The sequence below is a fragment of the Phytoactinopolyspora halophila genome (genome assembly GCF_003287285.1).
Lineage (GTDB): Bacteria > Actinomycetota > Actinomycetes > Jiangellales > Jiangellaceae > Phytoactinopolyspora_A > Phytoactinopolyspora_A halophila.
On record NZ_QMIG01000025.1, the window covers coordinates 21,753 to 35,326 of the forward strand.

Sequence of the window (13,574 nt, forward strand, 5' to 3'; positions counted from 1 at the left end):
TCGGAACGGGTATGTCGGGTGATCACCGGTGGTCCGGACCGGTTCTCCCGTCATCTGTCCCGTCATCGATCAGTCGTCGTCGCCACCGCTGAGATCCACCTCGGCGGGGCGGGGAGCGATCAGTTCGGCTGCCTCGGTCAGCTTCTCCACCGCCCGTTCGATTCGGCGCCCTTCGAACCGGAATGCCGGGGCGCTGATGCTGATCGCCGCCGGGATACGGGTGCCGAGCAAGGGAACGGCGACACAGCGACCGTCTCGCTCGTTCTCGCCGTCGTCGACGGCGTAGCCGTCCTTGCGCACCCGGGCGAGCTCCTCGGTGAAGTCATCGAGATTGGTGATGGACTTCGGGGTGATCGCGGTAAGCCCGGCCCGGCGGAGGATCTCGCGGGCCTGTTCCTCGGGAAGCGTCGAGCAGATGGCCTTGCCCATCGCGGTGGTGTGCAGTGGATCGCGTGACCCTGGTGGCGAGGACAGGCGGACGCCCAGCGGGGAGTCGACGACGTCGAGATACAGCACGGCGTCGTTGTCCAGCAGCCCCAGGTTGGCCGTCTCCTCGAACTCCTTGCCCAGCGCGCGCAGGTGCGGGCGAGTGCGCTCGCGCAACGCCTCGAGCTGGCGCGACTGCAAGCCGGCGAATCCGAGTCCGAGGCGATACAGGCCCTTCTCGTCGCGTTCCACGTAGCTCTGCCGGACCAGCGTCCACATGTACCGAAACGCCGACGGCTTGGCGAGGCCGGTGGCCTCGACGATCTCGTTGAGCGTGACGCCGTCGACCTCGCGCTGGAGCATGTTCAGGATGGAGCAAACGCGCACGACGGAGCGCTGCGTGTAGTCGCGCCCGCCACGGGCCCCTTCACCCCGCGCGGGCTCGGTGGAGTCAGAGTCGTCACCGGTTCCCTCGAGCTGCTCGCCCTCCGCGGAGTCAGGAGGGTCGTCCGTGTGATCATCTATCGTTTTGTCTTCTGCGTTCTCGGTACGCTTTGTCGGGCTTTCGTTCGTTTCGTCGGTCATGTATTTCTCCCCTTGATCCATTTGCCCCGTCGTGGCTCCGCCCTTGTGCATGTTGCTGGGTCACTTTCCCACAGTTTCGTGAAACGAATTCAACGTTTGAGAGTCTAGTCGGTCCGAATTGTGCTGCCCAGGGGCCAGCCTTAAGGTGCATCGATGCACATCAGCGACTTTCGGATTAACCGGCGAAATTCGCCCCCGCATGAATGGCGTCTTTCGACCTTGACGGTGTACCACCGCGTGCGTAATGTGCCCTTATAAATGGATAGATTGTTCCATTCAAAGAAACTCTTCTCTGGTGGTCTCGGTACTACCGCGGTGCCGTGCGGGCGGGTGCAGCTCCGTGGCGTGCACGGGAGCTTGGGCGGGAGTTGGACAGGAGCAGGTACATGGACAGCGATAGGTCGAACCATCCACACTCCGGCGAGCTTCACCGCCGCGCGAATCAGCGGGTACCCGGAGGCGTGCACTCGAACATCCGGCTGGTGGGGCCGCAGGCATACGTGTCCGAGGGGCGCGGTGCGTGGCTGTATGGCGTCGATGGTGAGGAGTATGTGGACTACCTGCTGGGGCAGGGGCCGAACTTTCTGGGGCACGCGCCGACGTCCGTGCTGGACGCCGTCGACGAGGCGAGCCGGAAGGGAACGATCTACGCTGGCCAGCATCCGCTCGAGGTGGAGGCGTCCGAGCTGCTCTGCGAGGTGCTCGGCTGGCCGGACATGGTGCGGTTCTGCGTGTCGGGTACCGAAGCGGTGCAGGCCGCGCTGCGCCTGGCGCGCGCCGTGACCGGACGCACAGGAGTGATCAGTTTCGAGGGTCATTACCACGGCTGGCTGGACAACGTGCTGGCCGCGCCGGGCCCGGACGGGTCGTGGCGGGCGGCGAGCGCCGGCCAGGTGCCGGGTCATCTGGACGATCTCACGGTGCTGCCGTGGAACGACATCGATGTGCTCGCCGAGGTGCTGCGGCACGGACGGGACGAGATCGCCGCCGTGATCATGGAGCCCATCATGATCAACTCGGGCGTGATCGAGCCGATCGAGGGCTACCTGGACAAGGTGCGCCAGCTGTGCTCGCAGTACGGCGTGGTGCTGATCTTCGACGAGGTCATCTCCGGCTTCCGTGTCGGGCTCGACGGCGCCGTGGGCCGCTACGGCGTGCGGCCCGATCTCGCGACGTACGGCAAGGCGATGGCCGGTGGCTGGCCGGCCGCGGCGTTGGTGGGGCGCCGTGACCTGATGGAGTGGTTCGGTTCGGGCACGGTGAACCACTCCGGTACGTTCAACGCCTCGGTCATGGCCACCGCGGCCACGATCGCGTCGCTCACCTACCTGCGAAACGAGTCCCCCTACGCGGGCGTCGAAGAGTACGGCACGGCGTTGATGGATGGGTTGCGGGAATGCGCGGAATCCCACGGGTTGCCGCTGCGCGTGGCCGGCTTGCCCGCTGCCTTCCATGTCTCGTTCGGCGACGAGGGCGTCACTGACTATCGCAGCCTGCAGCGCCTGGACCTCGAGCGCTACCAGAAGCTCGCCGGCGTCCTCGTCGATCACGGGCTCTGGGTGGCCGGGCGGGGCGTGTGGTACGTATCGGTCTGTCATGGCTCCGAAGAACTGGACGCGACGCTGCTGAGGTTCGCCAAGGCGCTGAACGACTGGAGCTGACAACCCGTGCCGTTCGTCGGCGCGTTTTCCGTACGGATACTCGACGGGCTGTTAGGCTGGAGGCCCGTGGGAAATCAGCCAACAAAACATGTCTTTGTGACCGGAGGCGTCGCCTCGTCGCTCGGAAAGGGCTTGACCGCCTCGTCCCTCGGGAACCTGCTCACGGCACGCGGCCTGCAGGTGACGATGCAGAAGCTCGACCCCTATCTCAACGTTGATCCCGGGACGATGAACCCGTTCCAGCACGGCGAGGTCTTCGTAACCGAGGACGGCGCTGAAACTGACCTGGATATCGGCCATTACGAGCGGTTCCTGGATCGCGATCTCACCCGATTCGCCAACGTCACCACGGGCCAGGTGTACTCCGATGTGATCGCCAAGGAGCGACGCGGTGCGTACCTGGGTGACACGGTGCAGGTGATCCCACACATCACCAACGAGATCAAAGAACGCATGCTCGCCATGGGCGGCCCCGAGGTCGACGTCGTCATCCACGAGGTGGGCGGGACCGTCGGCGACATCGAATCGTTGCCGTTCCTCGAAGCGGCCCGGCAGGTGCGGCACGACGTCGGCCGGGATCGTTGCTTCTTCCTGCACGTGTCGCTGGTGCCGTACCTGGCTCCCTCCGGCGAGCTGAAGACGAAGCCGACACAACACTCCGTGGCGGCGCTGCGCCAGGTCGGAATCGCTCCGGACGCGCTGGTCTGCCGGGCGGACCGGGCGATTCCGGAGAGCGTCAAGGACAAGATCTCCCTGATGTGCGACGTCGAGCCGGAAGCGGTCGTCGCCGCTGTCGATTCGCCATCGATCTATGACATCCCGAAGGTGGTGCACTCGGAGGGCCTGGACGCATATCTGGTGCGGCGCCTCGGACTGGCGTTCCGGGATGTGGACTGGACGGCGTGGGAGGAGCTGCTGCGCCGGGTCCACCGGCCCAAGCACGAGGTGACCGTGGCGCTGGTGGGCAAGTACATCGATCTTCCCGATGCCTACCTCTCGGTGACCGAGGCGCTCCGAGCCGGTGGATTCGCCGAGGACTGCCGGGTGAACATCCGCTGGGTGCCCTCCGACGAGTGCCAGAGCCGGGAGGGTGCGGCGGCACGGCTGGGCGACGTCGACGCCGTCTGCCTCCCGGGCGGATTCGGGGTACGCGGTATCGAAGGCAAGGTGGGCGCAGCTCGTTACGCGCGAGAGAACGGCATTCCCGCACTGGGCCTGTGCCTGGGCCTGCAATGCATGGTGATCGAGTACGCGCGCACCCTCGTGGGGCTGGTGGATGCCAGCTCGTCGGAATTCGACCCGGACACCTCGGCCGCCGTGATCGCGACGATGGAGGACCAGAAGGACATCGTGGCTGGAGAGGGCAATCTCGGTGGCACGATGCGGCTCGGCTCGTACCCGGCGCTGCTGGCGGAGGACACGCAGGTACGCGAGCTGTATGGCCGGGAACGGGTGGCCGAACGGCACCGCCATCGCTATGAGGTGAACAACGAGTATCGCGAGAAGCTGACCGGTGCGGGCATGGTGGTGTCGGGCACGTCGCCCGATGGCCGGCTCGTCGAGTTCATCGAGCTGCCAGCGGACGTGCACCCGTATTATGTGGCCACGCAGGCGCATCCGGAGCTCAAGTCGCGTCCGACCCGCGCGCATCCGCTGTTTCGGGGTCTGGTCGCGGCCGCGGTGCGGCGCCAGCAAGAGACCCAGCTGCCTGTCGACGTCGAGCCCGCGAGTTCCTGACACCGCGTCACGGGCGCGTGCCCGCGAGGCGAGCGAGCCGGTCGGTGATCGCTGCGAGGGTTTCGTCGTCGGGAATCGAGAGCCCGGCCAGGGCGCGCAGGTAGATGCCGTCGCCGGCGAGGCAGACGATGTCGGCGATGACCGGATCGTCGATTTTGCGATGGAGTATCTCTTCCCATCGGGCGAAGAAATCGGTGACCAACTGGCGGGCTTCGGCCGTGGCGACGTCGCTGGTCCGCAAGGTGGCGATGAGTGACCACAGCAGGGCGGCCTCGGTGTCGCCGGGAGCGGACGCCCGCAGGTAGGAGGCGACGACGTCGTCCGCCTGCTCGGCCTCGGCGAACTCGGCCTCGGCCGTGTCGCACATGCGCTGGACGAAGGCGTCGAGCATCGCTTCCTTGCTGGGGAAGTGGTAGAGCAAGCCACCCTTCGAGACCCCTGCGGCGGCGGCGACGGCATCGAGGGTGACGGCGTGCATGCCGTCCTCGGTGAGGATCGTCTGGAGTGCGTCGAGGCTGATCATGAACACTATCCGTCCTATGTGGCTGACTAGTGTTCATGATCAGCGGAAGGGGAGGGGCGTAGGGTAGGGCGTCGTGAATGACGCATTGCAGGACCGGCCGGAGCGCTGGCCCGTCGACGCCTCGCAGACCGTCTTCGGGGGCGCAATCATCTCGGTACGCCAGGACACCGTCCGTTCGCCCGTCGACGGCGCGACCTTCACCCGCGACGTCGTCGTCCACCCCGGCGCCGTGGCGATCGTCGCGCTCGACGAGCAGGAGCGGGTGCTCGTGATCTCGCAGTATCGGCATCCGGTGGGCTACCGGCTCTACGAACTGCCCGCCGGCCTGCGCGACGTCGACGGCGAGCCATCACTCCAGGCGGCCCAGCGCGAACTCTACGAAGAGGGCCACGTCCGCGCCCGCGACTGGCGGGTTCTCACCGATATCTTCAGCTCGCCGGGCACGATGGATGAGGCGGTACGCATCTACCTCGCCCGCGGCATCACCGAGGTCGCCTACGGCGAGCGCTACAACGGCATCCACGAGGAGGCCGACATGCCCGTCTCGTGGCAGCCGCTGCCCCGGCTCGTCGACGCCGCACTGGCCGGCCGGATCCAGAACGCAATCGTGTGTGTCGGTGCTCTGGCCGCGTGGGCTGCCAGCCACGACGGCGGCTACGACGCGCTGCGCCGCCCGGACGCGCCCTGGCAGGCCGTTGACGGCGCGCCCGACGGCACACAGAACGGCGCGCCCGACGGCACACGGATCGGCCCGCAGAACGGCCGGCAGAACGGCGCGCCAGATATGCCCGGCGGTACCGCCGGCGGCTGAGATCGGTGCTCCCCCTGACGTCTTGCCACGTGCGCGATGAGACGTCAGGGGAGGGGCTGATCTAGACTTCGGCGCAAGGCTGCTGACGGGGCCGGAGATGCGCGGGTAGACAGTGGAGTCGCCTAGCGGGATAGTGAGGGATCGTCGTGCGCGTCGGCATTCCTACCGAGATCAAGAACAACGAGTATCGCGTGGCCATGACACCGGCCGGGGTACACGAGCTCGTGCGGCACGGTCACGAGGTGATGGTCGAGACCCATGCCGGGTGGGGTTCCTCGATCGACGACGACGAGTATGCCGCCGCGGGCGCGCGCATACTCGGCTCACCGGACGACATCTGGGGCGCGGCGGATCTCGTCTGCAAGGTCAAGGAACCCGTAGCCGACGAGTACGCCCGGATGCGCCCGGACCAGGTGTTGTTCACCTACCTGCACCTGGCCGCATCCCGGGAGTGCACCCAGGCGCTCCTCGATTCGGGAATCACCGGAATCGCCTACGAGGCGGTCCAGGCCGACAACGGCCACCTGCCGCTGCTCGCCCCGATGAGCGAGGTCGCCGGGCGGATGGCCACCCAGGTCGGCGCGCACTTCCTGGAACGCGGTCACGGAGGGCGGGGCATCGTGCTCGGTGGTGTACCCGGCACGCGCGCGGCACGCGTCGTCGTCATCGGTGCCGGCGTCGCGGGCATGAACGCCGCCGTGATCGCCGCGGGCATGATGGCCGACGTGTGGGTCGTCGACAAGGATGTCGACCGGCTCCGTGAGGTGGAAGCCGTGCACGGCGGGCGGATGCAGACGGTTACCTCGAACCTGTACGAGGTGGAGAGCGCGGTCCTCGATGCCGACCTCGTGATCGGCGCGGTCCTGGTGCCCGGTGCCAGGGCGCCGGTGCTGGTCCGCGACGACATGGTGGCCCGGATGCGGTCTGGCAGCGTGCTCGTCGACGTCGCGATCGACCAGGGAGGGTGCTTCGAGAGCTCGCGGCCGACGACCCACGATCAGCCGACCTACCGGGTGCACGACTCCGTGTTCTATTGTGTGGCGAACATGCCTGGTGCCGTGCCCCACACGTCGACGTACGCGCTGACGAACGTCACGTTGCCGTACGTCATGCAGCTGGCCGATCGTGGCTGGCGCGAGGCGATGCGTGCCGATCCGGCGCTCGCTCGCGGCCTGAACACGCACGCGGGTCAGCTCACGTACGCACCCGTGGCCGAGACGCACGGGCTTGCCGTGACCGACCTGGATGAGGTGCTCAACTGAGCGAGACCACCGGTCTGGAAAAGGCGGTCGGAGCCTACCTCGACCACTTGGCGGTCGAGCGTGGCCTGGCAGCCAACACCCTGGCGTCGTATCGGCGTGATCTGCGCCGGTACCTGGACTTCTTGCGCGATGCTGGCCGTGCCGAGCCGACGGACATCACCGAGGGAGATGTCACGACATTCCTGCGCAGCCTGCGCGAAGGTACCGAGACGTATCCGCCGCTGGGCACCAGCTCCGCGGCGCGCACCGTCGTCGCCGTGCGCGGCCTGCACCGCTTCCTGTGCCGCGAGGGGATGACCGTCGCCGATCCGGCGGGCTCGGTGCGCCCGCCGACACCTCCGCGGCGGCTGCCCAAGGCCATCCCGCTCGATCAGGTGGAGCGCCTGCTGGAGGCGGCCTCCGTCGGGGACGGGCCGCGGGCGCTGCGCGACCGTGCCCTGCTCGAATTCCTGTACGGGTGCGGCGCGCGGATTTCGGAGGCCGTCGGGCTGGATCGCGACGACATCGACCTCGAGGCGGGCACCGTGCTGCTGCGAGGCAAGGGCAGCAAGGACCGGATCGTGCCGGTCGGCTCGTACGCGCGCGATGCCGTCGAGGCGTACACGGTGCGCGGGCGCCCGGTGTTGCTCGAAGCCGGCAAGGGAACGCCGGCGCTGTTCCTGAATGCCCGGGGAGGGCGGCTGTCGCGCCAGAGCGCCTGGTCGGTCCTGCGGGCGGCGGCCGAGCGGGCGGGCCTGGCGGCGACGGTGTCCCCGCACACCTTGCGGCACTCCTTTGCCACCCACTTGCTCGACGGCGGCGCCGACGTGCGGGTGGTGCAGGAGCTGCTCGGCCACGCGTCGGTGAGCACGACGCAGGTCTACACGCTCGTGACGGTCGAGCAGCTGCGCGAGGTCTACGCGGCGGCGCATCCACGGGCGCAGGGCTGAAGACGCCACGGCGACGGTGCCGGTCTCAGCTGGACATTCCGGATCGCCGTGCCCGCCCGGACACCGGCTGGGAACCCTCGGCGGTGACGGTGCCGCCCGAGACGGTGACCCGGGTGGAATGCCCGTCGAAGCCGGTGAGCTCGCGATCCGCCACGTCGCCGTCGCCGTAAACGTGCAGCGTCCACGGACGGCCGATCAGGTCATCGGTACGGCGCACGTGCCCGTCCACCGGGACGCGGGGGAGTATCGCGCCGTCGCGGGCCAGCACCGGGATCCGTTCCAGGGGGACCTCGCGGGTAAGGAACGCCGGCCCCTCGACCGTCTCGTCGGTAAGCACGTCGGTCCAACGTCCCGCCGGGACGTAGAAGCGCCGCCGCACGGCCGGGTCGCCGTCGTCGAAGACGGGTACCACCAGCAGCTCGGAGCCGAGCATGAACTGCCCGTCGATCCCGGCGGCCACCGGATCGTCAGGATACTCGAACGCGAGCGGGCGCAGCACCGGCCAGCCGTTGCGGGCGGACTCGTGTGCCACCTGCCACAGGTACGGCAGCAGCTCGTAGCGCAGCCGGATCCACCGCCGGCAGATCTCCAGCGCCCGATCGCCGAATCTCCACGGTTCCCGCGGGCGCAGGCCGTGGGCGCGCATCAGCGGCGACATCGCGCCGAACTGGGTCCAGCGCACGTAGAGCTCCGGCGTGAGCTCGGGCCCGTAGAAGCCTCCGATGTCGTGGCTCCAGAAACCGGGTGCGGACATCGCGTAGGAGAGCCCTCCGCGCAGCGTGGCCTGCATGCCGGCGACGGTGGACTCCGCGTCGCCGCCCCACTGACCCGGGTAGCGCTGCGAGCCGGCCCAGCCGCTGCGGCCCCACACCAGGGCGGACCGGCCGGTCGTTCGCGCGACGGCATCCCACACCGCGCCGTTGTAGTACAGCGGGTACAGGTTGTGCGCGTGGTGGCCCGGCAGCCCGCCGTGCGGGGTGGTGCCGTCGGGCAGCCCCTCGCCGAAGTCGGTCTTGAACACCGCGACGCCATCGGCGAGGAACTCCTCGTGCATCTCCTGCCACCAGGCCACGGCGTCGGGATTGGTGAAGTCCACCAGCATGCGCGGGCGGCCGTCGGGTGCGGGTGTCTTGTCGATCTCCGCGAGCTCGCCGTCCGCGCGGCGTACGAGATATCCCTTGCTCTCGGCTTCGGCGAACCGGGGCGACGCCGGGTCAAGGTAGGGCAACTCCCACACGGACAGCCGCGTGTGCAGCGCCGCAAGATCCTCGACGAATTGCCGGCGGTTGCCGAAACGCTCCTCGTTCCAGATGAAATCGCAGTTGAGCCGGTCGACGACGAGCCAGTCCGGGTCGCAGTGCAGCACGTCGAGCGGGACGCCGAGCTCGCGCGCGCGGCTGGCCACATCGAGCATCTCCTCGCGCGAGTGGTAGCGGCAGCGGCCCATCCAGTATCCGAACGCCCACAGTGGCGGGACGGTGGCTCGCCCGGTCAGCGCGGTGTAGGAACGCAGCCGCTCGCGTGGGCCGCCACCGCCGACGACGTAGAGGTCGAGCGCGTCGTCGGCGACGGTCAGGCCGAACACGCTGGGCATCGAATGCCCGACGTCGGCGGTGACGACGGCACCGGTGTTGACGAACCCGGTGTATCCGGCTGACGAGTGCCAGACCGGAACCGGCTTGTAGGCGAGCCCGGTCCCGGTGCCGAGCGCGTCTTCACAGCGCAGCACCAGCCGCTGGCCGTTCTTCACGAGCCGGCCGAACTGCTCGCCGAATCCGAGGATGTCCTCGCCGGGTCCCAGCTCCAGGTTCAGGGTGATGCCGTCCCGATTCGCCAGCACGGGTGGCGCGACGGGGAGGCCGGCGGCCTGGCGTAGCCGCTCGGCGGTGCGCAGGATCTCCGCGCCGGTGGCGACGTCGTCGAGGCGAAGCGCGAACCGTTCCCGGTCGATGCTCACCCGCAGCGCGGCACTCTCGACGACGACGGCGCGGCCGGTGTCGGCGACGGTGACCGGCACGTTCGCGGCTCCGGGATCGGTGACGACGCCGAGCCAGGTGCCGTCGTCCGCGAGCACGCCGGCACCGGGTGGTGCGACGGTGATCCGCACCGTGTCCGGCGCCACCCAGGAGATCCGCACCGCGTAGGGGTGCGGATCGGCGGGCGGCAGCTCGAGCTCCGGCAAGTTCGGCAACGTGGTCTCGATGCCCTGCTCGGCCAGCGATTCGCCGGTGAGGTAGCCGGGCATGCGGCCCACCGTCCCGGCTGGCCGGGCCGCGATGGAGAGTTCGACGTCGCTCTCTCCGGAGCGGACGCCGGTGACCTGGCGGAGGATGGACGTAGACGGATCCGGCATGATCATCCTTTCAGTGGCCGGGAACGGCGAGCCACCACGCGGCGAGCGGGCGCAGGTTCAACGGCGCCCGGAAGCGGCCGTACCTGTCCACCGCTGCCGGTGTCCGGAACTGGAGGCCGCTGTGGCCATAGAGCACCTCACGCAAACTGCCGGCGACGTCGTCGGCCTCGGCGGCCAGCCCGTAGTGCCGCAGCATGGCGGCGAACATCCAGCCGGATCCGATGAGGACCTCGTTCACCTGCAGCTCCTCGCCACCGTCCCGCGAGTAGTGCCGCAGCTCGCGTTCACCGATGAGAAGCGGCCCGACGCGGCCACCGTCGTACCCCAAGTGGCAGATCTCGTAGCCCGCGCGCAGGTGGCTGCGCAGCTGGTCCCGGTCCACGCCCGTCGGCACACCGCACAGGTCGGCCTGGAAGAGCCCGAAGACCGAGTCCGGCATGATCGCGTCGACGTATTTCCCCTCGGACGCCGCCCGGAAGAACTCCCCGTTCCACAGCTGCGACAGCACGCCTGCCGCGGCCGCGCGGCGGCGCTCGTACACGTGCGGGTCCGCACCGCGTTCCTGGCTCTCGTGGGCGAGCACCGACCACATCGCGGTGCTCAGTGCCGCCGTGTAGGTGGAATGCCCGCGCAGGGCGAGATTGTCCCAGGTCGAATCGCCGAACTCGTCGTGCCGTGGTGCCCCGTGCCCGCGGTCCGCGATGTCGGCGTGCAGCTCTGCCGCGGCGGTCAGCCGCCGCCAGGAGTCGTCATCCACGGGCTGTCCGGTGAGCCGCGCGTGCACGAATCGGGCGAGCACGTGCGCCGGGGTCAGGTCGCGCCAGGTGTTCGGGTCGTCACGCATGACGTACCCGTTGAGCTGCACGAACGGGTCCTCCTGTGCGCAGCCCAGATCGTGCGGGAGCGTGTGCGCACGCAGCATCGGCCGGTTCTCGGCGACCCGGTAGACCGGCCGTTCGCGGGCGTCCTCCCCGGCAAGGGCGTCGGCGAGGTCGCCGAAGACCACGCCGGCCAGGCGCGGCCAGTGCAGCGAGACGGCGGGAAACGCGTAATGCCACAGGTCGCTGGTGTTGTAATAGTAATACCCCTCGTCGAAGCCTTCGAGCACGCCGAGATGCTCGGACTGGCGCAGTACCGCGTGCGCCGGCTGCTCGTGGCCGGGGAGCGTGCCGTCGACCCAGGCGCTTCCCAGCGCGCCCAGCAGGCCGAGCTCGTTGACCACGCACCCGGCCACGGACGGTGACCAGCCGGCGCGTTCCAGGCGGCGCAGGGTGTCCTCGTGCCAGGCGTCGATCGTGGCGAGCCAGCGCGTCGCGGACCGGTGCGCCGTCACGGCCAGCTCGATCGCCGTGGGCGGGGACCCGGTGGCCGCGTAGCGCCGCCGCCAGGTGCGGCCCGCGCCGAACCGCACACGTGGCCAGTCGAAGGCGACGACGAAGCGCGCCCCGGCGCGGCTTCGCCCGGCACCGGTATGTGCCGCCACCGCCGATCCGATCGGCTCGTGCCAGTGTGCCGGCCAGCTCCCGTCCGGCGTCACACCAAGCCGTCCCGTCGTCGCGAAGGTGTGGGCGATCGCACCGATGGTGAAGTACTGCTCTTCGTCCGGTACGCCCGTGGCATTCTGATCGGTCTTGAACTGCACCTGACGCGAGAACCAGTCCGCGCTGCCACCGGCACTGACACAGACACTCCGGGGTTCCGCCACGGCTGCCGTCGCGGCGACGCGCTCCTGGAGCACGAATGCGCCCGGTACCGGCGCGTCGGCGGCCGCATTGATGTTGCCGGCGTGGTGCTGGCCGGGCCACGCGCGATCGCCTCGATCGGCCGTCGTGACCGGCGTGGCGTTCCAGCCGTTCAGGTTCGGCCAGAAGAGCGCGACGTCGACGGCCGGAAGGGAACCCGACCCGGGTAGGGGCTCGATCTGCACGTCGAAGACGACCACCGGCAGCGCCGATTCCGCCTCCAGCCCGGGGATCACCGGTGAGAACGCCGACAACGTCACGGAGAACGGCAGCTTCGCACCGGAGAAGCGCTCGTACGACACCGGGTAGAGCACCGCCGTCTCGTGCCCGGTCACATCGTCCGCGCGCAACCGTACGTGGTGATGTTCGCCGTCCTGCACCCAGTGGAGGGCGAGGAACGCGGCGTCGACGTCGGCCAGCACGTGGGTTCCGGGCTCCAGGTGCCAGCGGGTGAAGCGCCCGGTGAGATCGCGCGAGAACGCGGGCCCGCCGATGGGCCCCAGGAACATGCCCTGCGCCGGGCCGTCGTCGTGGCTGCGGGGTTTGGCGACGAACCGCGCGCCGGGGGTAGCGGTGGTCAGGAAACCGTACGTGCGGGCACGTTCGAGCCGGGTGGCGTGCGCGCCGGTGTCGTCGGCGAGCGTGCCGGTGTCGTCGGCGAGCGTGCCGGTCTCGCGACGTGCGCTGGTGTCGGGTTCGGGGTGCATCGTCATCACTCCGCGATGAGTACGGAGACGCCGGCGGCGGCGAACGCGCTCGCGAGCTCGGGTTCCAGCGGGCGGTCACACACGAGGGTGTCGACGTCCTCCAGCGGGCCGAGGCGTACCGGGGCGGCCGCGCCGAACTTGGTGTGGTCGGCCAGCAGGACGACGCGCTTGACGCACGCGATCAGGGCTTGTTTGGTGGGGCGTTCGTGGTCTGTCGAGACGAACAGATCCCGCTCGCCGACGGCCGCGGCACCGAGGAAGAGGGTGTCGGCTCGCACTCCGGACAGCGCCTCGATGGTGAGGGGACCGATGAAGGCCTGGCTGGTCGGCAACAGCTCGCCTCCCAGGCCGATCACCTGGGCGCGGGGGACGTTGAGCATATGTTGCAGGACCGGCACGGAGTGGCTGATGACACATCCGTGGAAGTGATCGGGCAGTGCCGCCGCCAGCTCGAACGTCGTGGTGCCGGCGTCGATCGCCACCGTGGCGTCGGGGTCGACGAGGCTCACGGCACGCCGCGCGATGCGGCGCTTCGCCTCGGATTCCTGCGCTCCGCGGCTGGTGAAGTCGGCGGTTCGCAACGTGGCGTGCAGCAGGCTCGCCCCGCCGTGCACGATGCGCAGCTCGCCGGCGTCGGAGAGGCGCTTGAGGTCGCGGCGCACCGTCATGTCGGAGACGTTTAGCAGCTCGGTCAGCTGGGTGACCGACTGGAATCCGTTGACGTGTAACAACCGCATGATCTCGGCCCTGCGCTCCGCGCCGTGCCGGCGTGCGCCGTGCCGGTGTGCGCCGGGCGGGCGGCCGCTGCTCATCGGCCACCTCGGTATCGCGTCATGTT

General features: G+C 69.2%; 9 protein-coding genes and 1 pseudogene. 5 read left to right on the forward strand and 5 right to left on the reverse strand.

Translation table 11 applies throughout. The annotated features are described in order from the left end of the window. Positions 1-69: 69 nt before the first annotated feature. On the reverse strand, positions 70-1,011 hold the full coding sequence (locus DPM12_RS18565) for an IclR family transcriptional regulator (protein WP_112259881.1): 942 nt from the start codon (positions 1,009-1,011) through the stop codon (positions 70-72). A 386-nt stretch (positions 1,012-1,397) separates the two neighbouring features. Between DPM12_RS18565 and DPM12_RS18570 the strand changes: the two genes are divergently transcribed. Together DPM12_RS18570 and DPM12_RS18575 are read left to right on the forward strand one after the other, a co-directional pair. Continuing rightward, a complete protein-coding gene (locus DPM12_RS18570) occupies positions 1,398-2,672 on the forward strand; it encodes an aspartate aminotransferase family protein (protein WP_112259849.1) in 1,275 nt (424 codons plus the stop codon). 66 nt (positions 2,673-2,738) lie between these two features. Next, the gene (locus tag DPM12_RS18575) at positions 2,739-4,409 is read left to right on the forward strand and encodes a CTP synthase (RefSeq protein WP_112259882.1); all 1,671 of its coding nucleotides are present in this window, start codon (positions 2,739-2,741) and stop codon (positions 4,407-4,409) included. Between the two features lie 7 nt (positions 4,410-4,416). Here DPM12_RS18575 and DPM12_RS18580 read toward each other — a convergent pair whose 3' ends face one another. After that, the gene (locus DPM12_RS18580; protein WP_112259883.1) at positions 4,417-4,932 is read right to left on the reverse strand and encodes a TetR/AcrR family transcriptional regulator; all 516 of its coding nucleotides are present in this window, start codon (positions 4,930-4,932) and stop codon (positions 4,417-4,419) included. A 73-nt stretch (positions 4,933-5,005) separates the two neighbouring features. Here DPM12_RS18580 and DPM12_RS18585 point away from each other — a divergent pair. From DPM12_RS18585 to xerD, 3 genes and pseudogenes are all read left to right on the forward strand, one after another. Beyond that, a pseudogene (locus DPM12_RS18585) lies at positions 5,006-5,626 on the forward strand (NUDIX domain-containing protein); the annotation flags it as partial. 263 nt (positions 5,627-5,889) lie between these two features. Next, a complete protein-coding gene (gene ald / locus DPM12_RS18590) occupies positions 5,890-7,005 on the forward strand; it encodes an alanine dehydrogenase (protein ID WP_112259851.1) in 1,116 nt (371 codons plus the stop codon). Next, on the forward strand, positions 7,002-7,934 hold the full coding sequence (xerD, locus tag DPM12_RS18595; RefSeq protein ID WP_112259852.1) for a site-specific tyrosine recombinase XerD: 933 nt from the start codon (positions 7,002-7,004) through the stop codon (positions 7,932-7,934). The genes ald and xerD overlap by 4 nt, the downstream gene beginning before the upstream one ends. Before the next feature lie 25 nt (positions 7,935-7,959). Here xerD and DPM12_RS18600 read toward each other — a convergent pair whose 3' ends face one another. From DPM12_RS18600 to DPM12_RS18610, 3 genes are read right to left on the reverse strand one after another with little or no spacing between them, the layout of a single operon-like run. Beyond that, on the reverse strand, positions 7,960-10,287 hold the full coding sequence (locus DPM12_RS18600) for a glycoside hydrolase family 31 protein (RefSeq protein ID WP_158542947.1): 2,328 nt from the start codon (positions 10,285-10,287) through the stop codon (positions 7,960-7,962). A gap of 10 nt (positions 10,288-10,297) precedes the next feature. After that, the gene (locus DPM12_RS18605) at positions 10,298-12,742 is read right to left on the reverse strand and encodes a GH116 family glycosyl hydrolase (protein WP_112259854.1); all 2,445 of its coding nucleotides are present in this window, start codon (positions 12,740-12,742) and stop codon (positions 10,298-10,300) included. Continuing rightward, complete coding sequence (locus DPM12_RS18610) at positions 12,742-13,548, reverse strand: DeoR/GlpR family DNA-binding transcription regulator (RefSeq protein WP_112259855.1); 807 nt, start codon at positions 13,546-13,548, stop codon at positions 12,742-12,744. The genes DPM12_RS18605 and DPM12_RS18610 overlap by 1 nt, the downstream gene beginning before the upstream one ends. Positions 13,549-13,574: the final 26 nt, after the last annotated feature.

Coding starts and splice junctions, on each gene's coding strand:
- DPM12_RS18565 (WP_112259881.1), bottom strand. CDS start 1,011: ATGACCGACGAAACGAACGAAAGCCCGACAAAGCGTACCGAGAACGCA.
- DPM12_RS18570 (WP_112259849.1), top strand. CDS start 1,398: ATGGACAGCGATAGGTCGAACCATCCACACTCCGGCGAGCTTCACCGC.
- DPM12_RS18580 (WP_112259883.1), bottom strand. CDS start 4,932: ATGATCAGCCTCGACGCACTCCAGACGATCCTCACCGAGGACGGCATG.
- DPM12_RS18600 (WP_158542947.1), bottom strand. CDS start 10,287: ATGCCGGATCCGTCTACGTCCATCCTCCGCCAGGTCACCGGCGTCCGC.
- DPM12_RS18605 (WP_112259854.1), bottom strand. CDS start 12,742: ATGACGATGCACCCCGAACCCGACACCAGCGCACGTCGCGAGACCGGC.
- DPM12_RS18610 (WP_112259855.1), bottom strand. CDS start 13,548: ATGAGCAGCGGCCGCCCGCCCGGCGCACACCGGCACGGCGCACGCCGG.